17 protein-coding genes and 1 pseudogene are annotated in these 14,254 nt (G+C 45.0%); 15 read left to right on the top strand and 3 right to left on the bottom strand.

Annotation, left to right across the window (positions count from 1 at the left end):
• The first annotated feature begins 46 nt into the window (after window positions 1-46).
• The 4 genes from queC to queF are packed head-to-tail and all read left to right on the top strand — an operon-like array spanning window position 47 to window position 2,386.
• Window positions 47-706 (top strand): 7-cyano-7-deazaguanine synthase QueC, encoded by a 660-nt coding sequence (gene queC / locus V7728_RS07700; protein ID WP_003154679.1) that lies wholly within the window; start codon window positions 47-49, stop codon window positions 704-706.
• A complete protein-coding gene (queD, locus tag V7728_RS07705; protein WP_007408455.1) occupies window positions 707-1,150 on the top strand; it encodes a 6-carboxytetrahydropterin synthase QueD in 444 nt (147 codons plus the stop codon).
• The gene (gene queE, locus V7728_RS07710) at window positions 1,143-1,874 is read left to right on the top strand and encodes a 7-carboxy-7-deazaguanine synthase QueE (protein ID WP_003154676.1); all 732 of its coding nucleotides are present in this window, start codon (window positions 1,143-1,145) and stop codon (window positions 1,872-1,874) included. Before queD ends, queE begins: the two co-directional genes overlap by 8 nt.
• Before the next feature lie 17 nt (window positions 1,875-1,891).
• Window positions 1,892-2,386, top strand: coding sequence for a preQ(1) synthase (queF, locus tag V7728_RS07715; RefSeq protein WP_003154673.1), 495 nt, complete (start codon window positions 1,892-1,894; stop codon window positions 2,384-2,386).
• Window positions 2,387-2,848: 462 nt separating this feature from the next.
• Here queF and V7728_RS07720 read toward each other — a convergent pair whose 3' ends face one another.
• On the bottom strand, window positions 2,849-3,217 hold the full coding sequence (locus tag V7728_RS07720; RefSeq protein ID WP_059367107.1) for a winged helix-turn-helix transcriptional regulator: 369 nt from the start codon (window positions 3,215-3,217) through the stop codon (window positions 2,849-2,851).
• 168 nt (window positions 3,218-3,385) lie between these two features.
• Between V7728_RS07720 and V7728_RS07725 the strand changes: the two genes are divergently transcribed.
• The 3 genes and pseudogenes from V7728_RS07725 to V7728_RS07735 all read left to right on the top strand — a co-directional run bounded on the left by V7728_RS07725 (window position 3,386) and on the right by V7728_RS07735 (window position 5,106).
• Complete coding sequence (locus tag V7728_RS07725; RefSeq protein ID WP_099566699.1) at window positions 3,386-4,132, top strand: SDR family NAD(P)-dependent oxidoreductase; 747 nt, start codon at window positions 3,386-3,388, stop codon at window positions 4,130-4,132.
• A gap of 136 nt (window positions 4,133-4,268) precedes the next feature.
• Window positions 4,269-4,480, top strand: a pseudogene (locus V7728_RS07730) (preQ(1) synthase); the annotation flags it as partial.
• 350 nt (window positions 4,481-4,830) lie between these two features.
• A complete protein-coding gene (locus tag V7728_RS07735) occupies window positions 4,831-5,106 on the top strand; it encodes a DUF3219 family protein (protein WP_014304904.1) in 276 nt (91 codons plus the stop codon).
• 72 nt (window positions 5,107-5,178) lie between these two features.
• Here V7728_RS07735 and V7728_RS07740 read toward each other — a convergent pair whose 3' ends face one another.
• Window positions 5,179-5,364, bottom strand: a complete 186-nt coding sequence (locus V7728_RS07740) for a YkvS family protein (RefSeq protein ID WP_003154669.1) — start codon at window positions 5,362-5,364, stop codon at window positions 5,179-5,181.
• A gap of 163 nt (window positions 5,365-5,527) precedes the next feature.
• Here V7728_RS07740 and V7728_RS07745 point away from each other — a divergent pair, with 163 nt between their 5' ends.
• The 6 genes from V7728_RS07745 (at window position 5,528) to V7728_RS07770 (ending at window position 11,997) form a co-directional block, all read left to right on the top strand.
• Window positions 5,528-5,722, top strand: coding sequence for a hypothetical protein (locus tag V7728_RS07745; RefSeq protein ID WP_076424029.1), 195 nt, complete (start codon window positions 5,528-5,530; stop codon window positions 5,720-5,722).
• A gap of 274 nt (window positions 5,723-5,996) precedes the next feature.
• Window positions 5,997-6,620, top strand: a complete 624-nt coding sequence (locus V7728_RS07750) for a cell wall hydrolase (protein ID WP_025284651.1) — start codon at window positions 5,997-5,999, stop codon at window positions 6,618-6,620.
• 115 nt (window positions 6,621-6,735) lie between these two features.
• A complete protein-coding gene (locus V7728_RS07755; RefSeq protein ID WP_007409593.1) occupies window positions 6,736-8,076 on the top strand; it encodes a polysaccharide biosynthesis protein in 1,341 nt (446 codons plus the stop codon).
• A 62-nt stretch (window positions 8,077-8,138) separates the two neighbouring features.
• Window positions 8,139-8,633 (top strand): endospore biogenesis thiol-disulfide oxidoreductase StoA, encoded by a 495-nt coding sequence (stoA, locus tag V7728_RS07760; RefSeq protein ID WP_007611032.1) that lies wholly within the window; start codon window positions 8,139-8,141, stop codon window positions 8,631-8,633.
• 242 nt (window positions 8,634-8,875) lie between these two features.
• Window positions 8,876-10,789 carry a heavy metal translocating P-type ATPase gene (locus tag V7728_RS07765; RefSeq protein ID WP_099566700.1) on the top strand — a complete coding sequence of 638 codons (1,914 nt, stop codon included), beginning with the start codon at window positions 8,876-8,878 and terminating at the stop codon, window positions 10,787-10,789.
• Window positions 10,790-10,902: 113 nt separating this feature from the next.
• Window positions 10,903-11,997: a M24 family metallopeptidase gene (locus V7728_RS07770; RefSeq protein ID WP_007409596.1), complete on the top strand. Its 1,095-nt coding sequence runs from the start codon at window positions 10,903-10,905 to the stop codon at window positions 11,995-11,997.
• A gap of 57 nt (window positions 11,998-12,054) precedes the next feature.
• Here V7728_RS07770 and V7728_RS07775 read toward each other — a convergent pair whose 3' ends face one another.
• On the bottom strand, window positions 12,055-12,180 hold the full coding sequence (locus V7728_RS07775) for a hypothetical protein (protein WP_023356867.1): 126 nt from the start codon (window positions 12,178-12,180) through the stop codon (window positions 12,055-12,057).
• Between the two features lie 99 nt (window positions 12,181-12,279).
• On the opposite strand from V7728_RS07775, the gene V7728_RS07780 reads away from it, so the two are divergent.
• Window positions 12,280-13,245, top strand: coding sequence for a LacI family DNA-binding transcriptional regulator (locus V7728_RS07780; protein ID WP_099566701.1), 966 nt, complete (start codon window positions 12,280-12,282; stop codon window positions 13,243-13,245).
• A 50-nt stretch (window positions 13,246-13,295) separates the two neighbouring features.
• Window positions 13,296-14,162 carry a glucose PTS transporter transcription antiterminator GlcT gene (gene glcT, locus V7728_RS07785; protein ID WP_012117426.1) on the top strand — a complete coding sequence of 289 codons (867 nt, stop codon included), beginning with the start codon at window positions 13,296-13,298 and terminating at the stop codon, window positions 14,160-14,162.
• Window positions 14,163-14,254 lie beyond the last annotated feature (92 nt).

Raw genomic sequence — 14,254 nt, forward strand, 5'->3', positions numbered from 1 at the left:
AAAAAGGCGCTTTTTTTATGGAATGATAGATAAGGGAGAGAAAGACATGAAAAAAGAAAAAGCAGTTGTGGTGTTCAGCGGAGGCCAAGACAGCACGACTTGTTTATTATGGGCTTTGCAAAACTTTGAAGAAGTGGAAACCGTTACATTCCATTATAATCAGCGTCACCAAGAAGAAATCGATGTGGCAAAATCGATTGCCGAAAAGCTCGGTGTCAAAAATCACTTGCTTGATATGTCTCTTTTAAATCAGCTCGCGCCGAATGCGCTGACAAGAGATGATATCGAAATTGAAGCGAAGGACGGGGAACTGCCGACAACCTTTGTGCCGGGACGCAACCTTGTATTTTTATCCTTTGCATCGATTCTTGCATATCAAATCGGCGCGCGCCACATTATCACCGGTGTTTGCGAGACTGATTTCAGCGGCTACCCGGACTGCCGTGACGAGTTCGTCAAATCCTGCAATGTCACCGTCAACCTGGCGATGGAAAAGCCGTTCGTCATTCATACGCCGCTTATGTGGCTGAACAAAGCAGAAACGTGGAAACTTGCTGATGAGCTCGGCGCGCTTGATTTTGTAAAGAATAACACACTGACTTGCTATAACGGCATCATTGCGGACGGATGCGGCGAATGCCCGGCATGCCTGCTCCGCAATAAAGGATATGATGAATATATGAAAATGAAAGGAGAGCGGAACTAATTGCTTTCTCAAATTTACCCGCAGGTTCAGCATCCTTATTCGTTTGAGTTGAATAAGGACATGCACATCTCAGCCGCGCACTTTATTCCCCGCGAAAGCGCCGGAGCGTGCAGCAGAGTCCACGGGCACACGTATACAGTAAATATTACAGTTGCGGGGGATGAACTGGACGATTCGGGCTTTCTCGTGAATTTCAGCGTGCTGAAGAAATTGGTGCACGGCGCTTATGACCATACATTGCTGAATGACCATGACGAGTTTTCTGCTGATGATGACAGATATTCACTGCCGACGACCGAGGTCGTGGCCAAAACGATTTACGATAAGGTGCAGTCCTACCTCGAAACACTGGAGAATCAGCCGGTCTGCGTGCAGATTTTTGTCAGGGAAACCCCGACAAGCTATTGCGTATACCGCCCGAAAAAAGGTGATAGGAATGGCTAAAGGAATTCCGGTATTAGAAATTTTCGGACCGACGATACAAGGGGAGGGCATGGTTATCGGCCAGAAAACCATGTTCGTCCGCACGGCGGGCTGCGACTACTCCTGCAGCTGGTGCGACTCCGCTTTTACATGGGACGGCTCAGCCAAAAAAGATATCCGCTGGATGACGGCGGAAGACATTTACCGCGAGCTGAGAGAAATCGGCGGAGACGCTTTTTCCCATGTCACCATCTCAGGAGGAAACCCGGCACTGTTAAAGCAGCTTGACGCGCTGATTCTGCTGCTGAAAGAGCACGGGGTGCGCGCCGCTTTAGAAACGCAGGGAACGGTCTATCAGGATTGGTTCACAATGATTAACGACCTGACGATTTCACCGAAGCCGCCAAGTTCGGGGATGACAACCGATTTTGCAAAGCTCGATCACATTGTGTCTTCGCTTGATGCGGCAGAAAGGCTTAACGCGGTCAGCTTAAAGGTCGTCATTTTTAATGATGAAGATCTGCAATTCGCGAAAACCGTCCACAAGCGGTATCCGAATATTCCGTTTTATCTTCAGGTCGGAAACGATAACGTCCATACGACGGACGACCGGGCATTGATCGCACATCTGCTCGGAAAATACGAAACACTCGTTGATAAGGTTTCAGCCGATTCGGATCTGAATCTCGTCAGAGTCCTGCCTCAGCTGCATACATTGCTTTGGGGAAATAAACGGGGAGTTTAATAGAAAGGGAGATTTATATGACAAGAAAAGAATCAGAATTAGAAGGAGTTACGCTCCTGGGGAATCAAGGGACAAACTATTTATTTGAATATGCGCCGGAGGTTTTGGAATCATTTCCGAATAAACACGTGAACCGTGATTATTTCGTTAAATTCAACTGCCCGGAATTTACGTCGCTTTGCCCGAAAACGGGACAGCCGGATTTTGCAACCATCTACATCAGCTATATTCCGGACGAAAAAATGGTGGAAAGCAAATCGCTGAAGCTGTATCTTTTCAGCTTCCGCAACCACGGAGATTTCCACGAGGACTGCATGAACATCATCATGAATGATTTGATCGAATTAATGGACCCCCGCTACATTGAAGTATGGGGAAAATTCACGCCTAGAGGCGGAATCTCGATTGACCCGTATACAAACTACGGCAGACCGGGAACAAAATATGAAAAAATGGCCGAACATCGGATGATGAATCATGATATGTACCCGGAGACGATTGATAATCGGTAATTATTCCGTTGTGTGATACGGAGTGTGAAACGAAGTGGAGTCACACTAAAAGTGGGAAAAGTCACACCTGAAAATGGCTCTACTCATGGGAATTGTATTAAAAAGTGTGACCTGAGGTGCAACCTGAACTGTAACTTTTATGCAGTGAAAAATTGATAGTACAGAAGCAGATTAAGGCGTACAATTTGTACGTCTTTTCTTTTTTATCCCAAAAGAAAAAATGCCTATCTAGAGATCATAGGCATTAAATATTATTATCAATATCTTCATTTATTTTTTGTCTAAGTTTCGAACCTTCTCTTTAACATTTGAAACAGCTCTTTTTTGAATTTCATCAAAGTTCTCCGCCCATGCCACTTCTGATTAGAACTTCACTTTCAAAATTGAATATCTCATTTATTTCTGACTGTTCTTCATCTGTGAGGTGATGGTATTGAAGTTGTTTAGCATTTACTTCAGCAGCTACATCAATTCTAACTTTAGTTGTTCTGGTTGTACAATTTCATATTCACCTTCTGCATACTCTTGTTCCGCATAATGGACTCCCCATTGACAGAGCTCCTGCAAGATAGGTTTAAGTGATTCTCCAAGTTCAGTGGATGAATATTCAACCTTCGGCGGTACTTGATTATACATCTTTCTGCTCACAAGTCCACTGGCTTCAAGCTCTCTAAGTGTTTGAATCAGCATTTTCTGAGTTATATTTGGGATCATGCGCTTTAATTCACTCGTTCTCTTTGGTCCATTCATTAAAAAGTATAATACAAGTCCTTTCCATTTTCCGCCAATGACTTCCTTTGTCACTTCAAACCCACAGCTAAATTTTTTCATGTCTAAAGCTCTCCATTCCACATTTATTACTTTTTAGTTACTATATCACAAAAAAGTGGGTACTTCCGATAATGTGCTTACTGAAGGATACTATATCTTGTAAGTTGTTCTTCAAGTACTTAAAGGTACTAGACATAAAATAAAATCAATTCTAAAGGAGTGTTAAGTATGGGTAAATTTGAAGGTAAAATAGCGCTTGTAACGGGTGGAACAAGTGGGATTGGTCTTGCTGCAGCACAAAAATTTGTAAACGAAGGTGCATATGTTTATATCACGGGACGTAGACAAAAAGAACTTGATAAAGCTGTTAACCAAATTGGCAAGAACGTAACCGGTGTTCAAGGTGATATTTCTAAGCTTGAAGACTTAGACAAACTATATGACATGATAAAGCAGGAAAAAGGTAAGTTGGACATTCTTTTTGCTAATGCAGGCATCGGCAACTTCCTTCCATTAGGTGAAATTACTGAAGAGCAGGTTGATAGAACGTTCGACATTAACGTTAAAGGAACCATCTTTACTGTTCAAAAAGCGTTATCACTATTCCCGGACAAAGTAGGTTCTATTATTGTAACGGGCTCTACTGCTGGATCAATTGGCAACCCAGCGTTTAGTGTATATGGAGCATCTAAAGCAGCATTAAGAGCACTAGTTCGCAACTGGATTCTTGACCTAAAAGGTACTGAAATCCGTGTAAATGTGGTGAGTCCAGGAGTTATTCTTACACCTGCATACGATGAGCTTTTTGGTGATGCACTTGAAGGAGCGATGGAAAATACCAGAAATACTGTTCCAGCTGGAAAAGTTGGGACACCTGAAGAAGTAGCAAACGCTGTATCTTTCCTTGCTTCAGATGAAAGCAGTTACTTGACGGGTGTTGAATTGTTCGTAGATGGCGGGCTAGCACAGGTATAATTTCACTGCGCAGAGATTACAAATAGTCCCCAAAAAAGGTTAAAATCAATCGTTTGGTAAGGTGTGAAATTGGTGTGACTTCATGATTAACGTCTAGAGCAAGTACTTATGGGACAAGACTTTGACCTGCCTTTTCTTCCACGAGGACTGCATGAACATCATCATGAATGATTTGATCGAATTAATGGACCCCCGCTATATTGAAGTATGGGACAAATTCACACCTAGAGGCGGAATCTCGATTGACCCGTACACAAACTACGGCAGACCGGGAACAAAATATGAAAAAATGGCCGAACATCGGATATGAATCATGATATGTATCCGGAGACGATTGACAACCGTTAATTTTCAGGCGGAGTACGGTCTCGGAATATAACCTAAATACCCCCGCTTTTTAAGTGGGGGGTATTTTTCGTCTGTGCCGCGCAGCCAAAAAGGTGCATGATATTTGCACAGAACTTCTATAAGGAAAAGAGAGATCATTTGGAGAAAAGAAAAAGACGAGTAAACCCGGGGGGAGCGTACTCGCCGCTTCAATACGTGACGGGTGCTGGATGGCAGCTCGTCTGTTTCATTATAAAATAGGGAACATACGTTTGTAAAGGTCTGCGCAGTTTTTTCTCATTCGGAGCGGATCAATTGTAAAGGAATGGTCAGCATGATAGCATGTCCTGTAAAAAGAAGGAGTGTTCGTTATGGAGCCGTTAGAGTTAAACGGTGTAAGGCTTAAAATGTATGATTGTAAAGAAAGTGCGGGCAAAAACGGCCGCATGATTTCATTCGTATTGAAGGTGACATCTGAAACGTATCATGATATTGCCGTCCTTTTGTATGAAAAAACATTTGACATCAAGGCGCCCGAGCGTGGACTTGAATTCCGCGGTAAAATAACCAACTACTATACATCCGTCACTAATCTTTACAATAAAGATGAGACAGGTGATTTTTTTGTAGAAATGACCGAGATCTGAATTCATTTGAAAAAGCTGCCGGGCGGCAGCTTTTGTGCGGGATATGTAAATGGTTCGGATTGTTCGGGGGGTTTAATAGGAGTCTCTGATGATTTTATAATTCTTATGGTTGACGACAGTGAGGGAATCTAATTCAAGATCACGATAATTATCCATGATGGTTACATCAACTATGACGGAATTTTCATTTACTTTTTCAACAATACCGGTTAATCCGTTTTTAAATTCAATGACGTTTCCAACCTTAGCAATTTTCACGAGCTTCCTCTCCTTTATCATAAATCCTGTTTGAAAATATTTTGCAGTATTTTCTTTAAGAAGTAAAGCGATATGGGTATCAGCCCGCTCAATCATTGTCCCGGCGGGGGAAAGATGGTATATTGATTTTCGGGAAAAAGCCGAGAAAAGGAGGCTGTGTTCGTTGCTGCCTGAGGAAATTTCAGAATGTATCAACCAAATGCGCATCGGTGAAATCAAAGAATTCAGGGTGCAGAAAGAACATTTTCTTGCATTTCGAGCAGTTTTATCGAAGCAGGAAGATTTTAAGCATTTCCGCGGTATTGCCCAGCAGGGCGGAGATGTTGTTTTCCAGTATTTAGAACAGCCAAGAAGCTGACGGCTCCTCGCACTTGAGGAGTCTTTTTTTGTTTCTTAGTTTCTCATTTCATCTGGCTGTAACAGATGTAAACAAAATGTAAAATCCCTCCGATGGATACTTTTACTGCTATTTGGTTAATGTTGTGAAAATGACGGCTGTTTTCCTGCCAATAACAAGGCTGTTAACGAACTTCTTCCATCATAAAAGCTGATTGGGAGCACTGGAAAATCTTTAACCGTGAATTTGCGCACAGCTCTTGTTAAGGTAGTGAAGTATTTAAGGAGGAAATCGTATGACGACAAAATTTGCTGCCTTGGCTGTCTTTTTTCTATGTTTTATGCCTGCATCAAAAATTGAACATACAGAAGCTCTGTTTACTTTTGCGAAGAAGCCAAAGCAAGAACCCAGCACACTGGTTGCTGATTTAAATAAAAAAAGCTCGGTTCCGAAGCTTTCAAAAACGGATCATAAGCATTCTATCCAACCGATAAAGCTGTCATCTCACCAAGAGAAGAAAGCAGAACCGGAAGAGACGGCTTATCAGCCGCCGAAAAAAACGTATTCCCGCGCTGACAGACAACTTCTGTCACGTCTCGTTCACGCAGAAGCGAAAGGTGAATCTTATAAAGGGAAGGTTGCGGTAGCCAGCGTAGTGCTGAACCGCACTGAAAAAAACGGCTTCCCGGATACCATTCGGGGCGTGATCTATCAAAGGAATGCATTTGAACCGGTAGCAAACGGAAGCATTAATCAAAAGCCGGATAAGGATTCCATCGCCGCCGCAAATGAGGCGCTTGACCATCCGGGCAGAGAAACGGACGCGTTGTTTTTCTACAATCCGAAAACGGCATCTGACCACTGGATCCGTTCCCGAAAAATTATCGAACGGATCGGCAGACACGTATTTGCGATGTAAGCATAGCGGGATCAAAAATATCCCGGCTATGCTTTTTTCAATTTTGAGAAATCGAAAATATTTTCAGAACTTGTCTCATATGATGATGGAAGAACGAGAGACAAGGAGAGACACCATGAATCGATTTGTGAAAGGGATCATTCTTTTATCCATCGCCGCCTTTTTCGCGGAATGTCTGGAATTTGTCGTGAATATGATACTGGCGCGGGAGCTTGGCGAGCATGGGATGGGACTTTACATGAGTATTCTGCCCACCATTTTTTTAATCATCGTCATCGCCAGTCTGGAGCTTCCGATCTCCATTTCAAAATTCATCGCGGAATCCAATCAGAAGCTGCATGAAAGCATGCTCCGGCATGCCTTCAGAATGACCGCCGTTTTTACCGCGTTTTCAACCGCGGCCGCAAGCATCGCGCTGCCGTTCATTCCTGTATTCGATACGTATCACCCGTTTATTAAAGGGATTGTCATCGGGCTGATTCCAGTCGTCGCTTTTACATCCATCGCCAGAGGTTATTTTATGGGTGTGCAGCAAATGGGAAAAATCGCGGTTGCGAATGTCATGAAAAAAATCATTCAAGTGCTTTGTCTGTTTATCTTTTTTCAATGGTATTCTTTTGAAATTGATATGGCCGTGCTCATTTCATTATTTGTGCTGGTCGCAAGCGATGTCGTGGTGTTCGTTTACTTGTATACGCAGTTTATTTTGGCGCGGAGGGCGCTTTCCGGCCATCAGCACATTCATCTTCGCGGGAAAGACGTGCGGAAACGCCTCCTGGCCGTATCCATCCCGACAACGGGACTTCGTATATTTCATGCGGTGACAAACGCCATTGAACCCTTTTTAGTGAAAGGAGCGCTGCTGGCGTCCGGGGCAGCCGGGACAGCCGCGATTGATCAATACGGCATGCTTGCCGGTGTAGCGATGACAATCGGTTCGTTTCCCGCGTTTATCGCCCATTCGCTGATGGTCGTCATGATTCCCAGCATTTCAGAAGCGTATGCGCTGTCCCAATATGATATTGTGCTGAAACGGCTGAGACAAGCGATTTTTATTACATTCGGCTACGGCATTCCGGCAGTCTGGGTCATGTTTCAGTTCGCGGGCCCGCTGACCCATTTGTTTTTTCAGTCTCCGGAAGCGCAGTATTATTTGCAGCTTTTGTGGCCGTTTTTTCTTTTTCATCTGTTTGTGATGCCGCTTCAGGCCTGTCTGATCGGTATCGGCCACGTGAAAACGGCGTTTTATCATAACGTATGGAGCAGCATTGTAGGGCTTTCGATGATGTATGTGCTCGGTTCTATGCCGGAATTGCAAATGCTCGGCATTATACTCGGCATGAATACCGGCATGATTCTTCTGACAAGTTTACATTACGCGACGATCTGCAAAGACCTCGGTGTCTCCGTGTTTTTGACGGGCGGCGGAAGAACAGCGCCCCGGATCGAAAGCTGAAAAGGCTGATACATTTCAATAAGGAAGGGCAAGCTATCCGAAACGCGTGAAAGGAAGATCATATGCATAAAAACCGCCTAATTGTATGTGCAGTCCTTTTGATAGCTGCCGCCGTCTGGATGCCTGAAGCAAAAGCCTCATCAGAAAAACAGGCAGTTCCCGCCGTGTTTCTGATGAAGACGATTGAAGGAGACGAGATATCGATTCCGAATAAAGGGCAGAAAACGATATTGCATTTTTGGACATCGTGGTGTCCGCCGTGCAAAAAAGAACTGCCGCAGTTCCAAACGTATTTTGAACAGCATCAGTCCGATGATGTAAGCCTTGTAACGGTAAATTTGATGAATGCCGAGCGAAACAAAAATACCGTTCAAAACTTTGTCAGTCAGCACCATCTCACTTTCCCGATTGTTCTTGACACGAAAGGCGAGCTTATGAAGGAATACGATGTCATGACGATTCCCACGTCATTTCTGCTGAATGAAAAAGGAGAAATCGAAAAAAAGATCGTCGGTCCGATGACCGCCTCACAATTAAAAGAATGGTCAGAGAAATAAAAAGGTGCGGGAGGAATTCCTCCCGCACCTTTTTTGCATATAATGAACAGCTGAAGAAACACTAATGATAATTATTATCAAAAAGAAATTAAAACAATTATAATTGAAATCTTCCGCCGGCATGCTATAATAAAGAAAACACTGCGATAACACTGTGAAAATGCTGCCTGTCAGGCGGCTGTTTTGCTTTTATCGGGGAATTGAAGATGATTTGCGTTCTCAATTAGAGAGGAGAATTCATAATGAATGAACAAGTGATGACACAAACCCATTCACAACAGCACATACAAGAAGAGCGGGCCGGAAAAAAGTGGCTCCAGCATGCAGAACTCATTGCGGCGCTCGTATCCGGCGTCCTTATTCTTGCGGCCTGGTTTTTTACCGAAACAAAAGGCCTGTCCGTCACTTTGTATATCCTTGCCTTCCTGATCGGGGGATTTGCAAAAGCGAAAGAGGGAATTGAGGATACCATTGAGACGAAGGCGTTAAATGTGGAACTGCTGATGATTTTTGCGGCTGTCGGCTCCGCCCTGATCGGTTATTGGGCTGAAGGTGCTGTTCTTATCTTTATTTTTTCGTTAAGCGGCGCGCTCGAAACATATACGATGAATAAAAGCAGCCGTGATTTAACATCTTTAATGAAACTGGAACCGGAGGAAGCGACCCTGCTTGCGGACGGACGGGAAAAGCGGGTGCCGGCTGCTGAACTTAAGATCGGTGACATAATCGTCATTAAGCCGGGCGAACGCGTAGCAGCAGACGGGATCATTGAGTCTGGCGTGACGAGCCTCGATGAATCGGCGCTTACGGGTGAAGCGATGCCGGCGGAAAAAACAGCCGGTGATTCTGTGTTTACAGGAACGGTAAACGGAAACGGCTCCTTAACGGTTCGTGTGACGAAAACAAATGAACAGTCTTTATTCAGAAAAATCATTCGGCTGGTGGAATCAGCCCAAAACAGCGTGTCACCGGCTCAGGCATTTATTGAACGATTCGAAAGTGTCTATGTCAAAGGCGTGCTGTTAGCCGTGGCTTTGCTTTTATTCATTCCTCATTTCGCTTTAGGCTGGAGCTGGAGTGAAACCTTTTACCGGGCGATGGTGTTTATGGTGGTCGCCTCCCCGTGCGCGCTTGTCGCTTCTATTATGCCCGCTGCGCTTTCCCTTATCTCAAATGGTGCCCGCAACGGATTATTGGTTAAAGGAAGTGTGTTTTTAGAGCAGCTGGGAAGCGTACGGATGATCGCATTTGACAAAACCGGCACGGTCACAAAGGGACAGCCGGCAGTCGCGGCATTTCAAGCTGCGGAACATGTGAGTGAAGATGAGATCATGCAGGCGGTGTATGCAATGGAAAAGCAATCAAGCCACCCTCTTGCAAAAGCGATAGCTGAATTTGCCGAAAGCCGGGGCACCGCGCCCGCAGGACATCTATCGATTGACGAGACGTCCGGATTCGGTGTTCAGGCTGAAATAGAAGGCGTCAAATGGATGGTCGGAAAAGCGGGGTTTGCAGGTGAAGATGCGGCAGATGCTTTTTTGCAAACATCGGGAAAAGAATTAAAGGATAAAGGTTTTACACTGGTCTTTGTTAAAAAAGATGACCGGATTGCGGGCTGCTTTGCCTTAAAGGATCAAATCCGACCTGAAGCCAAAGCCGTGATGGCTGAGCTTGAATCACTGGGCATTAAAACAGCCATGCTCACCGGCGATCAGTCTGAAACTGCGGCTGCCATTGCAAAAGAGGCGGGCATGACGACGGTTGTTGCCGATTGTCTGCCGGACCAAAAGGCAAAAGAAGTGAAGAAGCTGAAAGAAACGTACGGCACAATCGCCATGGTGGGGGACGGCATTAATGACGCGCCCGCTCTGAAAACCGCTGACGTCGGTATTGCGATGGGCGGGGGAACGGACGTGGCCCTTGAAACGGCTGACTTAGTCCTTATGAAAAATGATCTTCACAAGCTTGTGAAAATGTGCAGACTCTCAAGGAAAATGAACCGGATTATTAAGCAGAATATTGTTTTCTCGCTCTCGGTCATCTGCCTTTTGATCTGCGCTAACTTTCTGCAGGTGATGGAACTGCCGTTTGGCGTGATCGGGCATGAGGGGAGCACGATCCTGGTCATTCTGAACGGACTGAGATTATTAAAATAAACATGACAGCCGCACATCGGGCGGCTGTTTTTTTAATGTTCGTTCACAGCATAAACGCCGGAAAACTGATAGAATGAATAAAGAGTCACTTTGGTAAGGAGGAAAAGCAAAAAATGAACAGATTAGAACGTGTTTCATCTTGGCTGAAAAAAGAAGGACATGATGCGGCGTTTATACATACTAAGGAAAACGTATTTTATTTAACTGATTTTTACACGGATCCGCATGAGCGGTTAATGGGATTGTTCCTGTTTCAGGAACAGGAGCCGTTTTTCGTTTGTCCGGGAATGGAAGCCGGACAAGCCCGCAGCGCCGGGTGGGAGCATGATATTATCGGCTACGGCGATCACGAAGATCCGTGGGAGCTGATCAAAGCCGAGCTCACAAAACGAAATGTGCGGCTTGATTCCATCGCGGTTGAAAAGGATTCGATCTCTCTTTCCCGCTCAGAACAGCTCAAACAAGCTTCAGGGGGCGCGGCATTTGTTTCGGCAGAAGAAACGCTCAACCAATTCCGTCTCGTGAAAGATGAGAAGGAAATCAGCATTCTCAGGGAAGCGGCAAAACTCGCGGATTACGGAGTTGAAGTCGGTGTCGCGGCGCTTAAAGAGGGTGTGAGTGAAACCGAAGTACTCGCGCAGATTGAGTTTGAGCTGAAGAAAAAAGGCGTGCAGGGCATGTCATTTTCAACGATGGTGCTGTTCGGGGAAAAATCAGGCCAGCCCCATGGGAATCCGGGTGCAGACCGGTTGAAAAAAGGCGATTTCGTTCTGTTTGATCTGGGCGTTATTCTTGACGGCTACTGTTCAGACATTACGAGAACATTCGCATACCAATCAATCAGCCCGAAACAGGAAGAGATTTACGAAACGGTGCTTAAAGCTGAACAGGCGGCGCTTCAATTAAGCAAACCAGGCGTCAGAATCGGCGATCTCGATTTAAAAGCCCGCGGCATTATTGAAAAAGCCGGATACGGAGACTATTTCCCGCACCGCCTCGGCCACGGACTCGGGATTTCGGTTCACGAATATCCATCAATGAGCAGCGCGAACGACACACTCCTCAAAGAAGGCATGGTATACACGATAGAACCGGGGATTTACGTGCCGGATGTCGGCGGCGTGCGCATTGAAGACGATGTGTTCGTCACAAAAGACGGCGCCGAAGCATTAACGCAGTATCCGAAAGAATTAACGATTCTGAAATAAAAAGCTTTGTGATAAAAAAGGACGGTTCTGGAACGCAGCGTCCTTTTTTATCACCTTTTAAATGAAAAAATCATCAAAATGCTGAAATGGTTTGATGTCATGCTTTTCATTCAGGGGCCGCAGGGCAAGGTAACTGCCGCCGACTATGGCCAGACACAAACCGATTAAGCAAAGAATCCCCATCGCTGTTCTTCTCCTTTCAAACGAATAGGATGTATCTGTTTCTAGCTTACTGTATGAAACGCATTCCAGATCAAGGGAAAAAAAGAAAGGGGGGACGCCATGGCTACGATCAGAGACATTGCCGGCGCTGCCGGGGTTTCCGTTACAACGGTATCAAGAGTATTAAACGATCATCCTTATGTAAGTAAGGACAAAAGAGAAAGAGTGAAAAAAGCGATGCAATCGCTCGGATATACGCGCAACATTCATGCTGTACATTTATCCAAAGGTTTTTCCGATATGATCGGCGTTGTGCTTCCGTCGGTGAATCTGCCGTATTTTGCAGACCTTGTTGCAGGTATTGCCGAGGCTGCCGAAGCGTCAGGCGTGCATCTTTCTTTATACCAGACAGATTATCAGCAGCAAAAAGAACGTTTTGCCTTATCACAATTACAGGAGCGCCAAGTGGACGGCCTGATTATCTGCTCCAAAGCAATTCCTGATGAACATCTGCTTACCGTGAAAGAACCGCTCATCCTCTGCCAGTACACTGATGCGGCGGGGCTTTCCTCCATCAGTAATCCGCATCGGGAAGCATTTCGGCACGGTCTGGATTATCTGATAGAAAAGGGACACCGGAAAATAGCGATCAGCCTGGCCAGAAAAAAGGGAAAAAACAGTCAAGTACGCATTGCCGCATACAAAGAGGCGCTCAAGAAGATCGGGCAGCCTTACAGGGAAGAGCTGGTTGTGGAAAAGGCGCTGACGCTGCTTGACGGGAAAGCCCTTTTTCATAGATGGAAGAGCTGGGATGACAAACCGACTGCGCTGTTTGCGGCGAATGATCAAGTATCCGCAGGTCTTTACCTTGAAGCCAAGGCAAATGGGACGCGCATCCCGGAAGAGCTTGCGATTTTGAGCATCGACAATCATGATATCAGCAAGATGTTAGGGATTTCCACAATAGATATACAAACAAAAGAAATGGGAAAGCAGGCTTTTCACATGCTTGAGAACCGGATCGGCGGCGGGCCTCCGGCAAGGAAAGTTCTTGATTACCGCCTTATTGAACGATCAACCGTCTAAAAAAAGAATTGACGCGCTTTCCGTTCGTTTTGTACGATATGAGGTATTGAATGACAAAGGAGCTGAGGATCATGAAGGGGTCCTTTACAGTTGAAAAGGTATTAAATAACAATGTGCTCATCGCAACACATGATAGATACAGTGAGGTCGTCTTAATCGGAAAAGGGATCGGCTTTGGAAAAAAACAAGCGGATGTCATTGAAGATAAAGGGTATGACAAGATGTTCATCTTAAAGGATGAAAAAGAACAAAAACAATTTAAAAAGCTCCTCGGTTATGTGGACGAGACACTTGTCGACATCTCCAATGACGTCATTTATCATATCAAGAAGCGGACAAGCCAACCGTTAAATGAGCATATCCATATTGCGCTGACTGACCATATCGCCTTTGCGGTAAAGCGGCTGCAGCAGGGTTTTGACATTAAAAACCCGTTTCTCATGGAAACCGAAACGCTTTATCCGGAAGAATTCCAAATTGCCCGTGAAGTCGTCGGCATGATTAATGAAAAGACGGGAATCTGCCTTCCGGAAGGGGAGATCGGCTTTATCGCTCTGCATATCCACTCCGCCCTGACGAATCGGCCCCTTTCAGAGGTCAATCAGCATTCACAGCTGATGTCCCGGCTCGTTCAGGTGATTGAGGAATCTTTCCAGATGAAAGTGAATAAAGAAAGCGTCCACTATTTGCGGCTGATCCGGCATATCAGATTTACCATAGACAGGATTAATCGGGAAGAGCAGACAAAAGAACCAGAAAAGTTAATGTTATTATTGAAAAATGAATACCCGCTATGCTACAATACTGCTTGGAAACTGATAAAAATCTTGCAGCAAATACTGAAAAAACCAGTTCATGAGGCGGAAGCGGTTTATCTCACGCTTCATTTGTACCGATTAACCAATAAAATTTCATAATTTCAGTTGAAACCTTAAAAACGTGTCACTGATTCGATCAGGCATGAGTGATTGAGGGTAAAAAACGGGAAGAACGGTCCCGTTATTTTGCA

The organism is Bacillus sp. JHAA (assembly GCF_036961585.1).
In the GTDB taxonomy this organism is placed as follows: domain Bacteria; phylum Bacillota; class Bacilli; order Bacillales; family Bacillaceae; genus Bacillus; species Bacillus velezensis.

What these genes read in the sequence shown, in the direction of transcription:
- glcT (WP_012117426.1), top strand. Translation starts at nt 13,296, where the DNA reads ATGACAAAGGAGCTGAGGATCATGAAGGGGTCCTTTACAGTTGAAAAG.
- stoA (WP_007611032.1), top strand. Translation starts at nt 8,139, where the DNA reads ATGCATAAAAACCGCCTAATTGTATGTGCAGTCCTTTTGATAGCTGCC.
- queF (WP_003154673.1), top strand. Translation starts at nt 1,892, where the DNA reads ATGACAAGAAAAGAATCAGAATTAGAAGGAGTTACGCTCCTGGGGAAT.
- V7728_RS07720 (WP_059367107.1), bottom strand. Translation starts at nt 3,217, where the DNA reads ATGAAAAAATTTAGCTGTGGGTTTGAAGTGACAAAGGAAGTCATTGGC.
- queC (WP_003154679.1), top strand. Translation starts at nt 47, where the DNA reads ATGAAAAAAGAAAAAGCAGTTGTGGTGTTCAGCGGAGGCCAAGACAGC.
- V7728_RS07755 (WP_007409593.1), top strand. Translation starts at nt 6,736, where the DNA reads ATGAATCGATTTGTGAAAGGGATCATTCTTTTATCCATCGCCGCCTTT.
- V7728_RS07735 (WP_014304904.1), top strand. Translation starts at nt 4,831, where the DNA reads ATGGAGCCGTTAGAGTTAAACGGTGTAAGGCTTAAAATGTATGATTGT.
- V7728_RS07775 (WP_023356867.1), bottom strand. Translation starts at nt 12,180, where the DNA reads ATGGGGATTCTTTGCTTAATCGGTTTGTGTCTGGCCATAGTCGGCGGC.
- V7728_RS07780 (WP_099566701.1), top strand. Translation starts at nt 12,280, where the DNA reads ATGGCTACGATCAGAGACATTGCCGGCGCTGCCGGGGTTTCCGTTACA.
- V7728_RS07725 (WP_099566699.1), top strand. Translation starts at nt 3,386, where the DNA reads ATGGGTAAATTTGAAGGTAAAATAGCGCTTGTAACGGGTGGAACAAGT.
- V7728_RS07750 (WP_025284651.1), top strand. Translation starts at nt 5,997, where the DNA reads ATGACGACAAAATTTGCTGCCTTGGCTGTCTTTTTTCTATGTTTTATG.
- V7728_RS07770 (WP_007409596.1), top strand. Translation starts at nt 10,903, where the DNA reads ATGAACAGATTAGAACGTGTTTCATCTTGGCTGAAAAAAGAAGGACAT.
- V7728_RS07765 (WP_099566700.1), top strand. Translation starts at nt 8,876, where the DNA reads ATGAATGAACAAGTGATGACACAAACCCATTCACAACAGCACATACAA.
- queE (WP_003154676.1), top strand. Translation starts at nt 1,143, where the DNA reads ATGGCTAAAGGAATTCCGGTATTAGAAATTTTCGGACCGACGATACAA.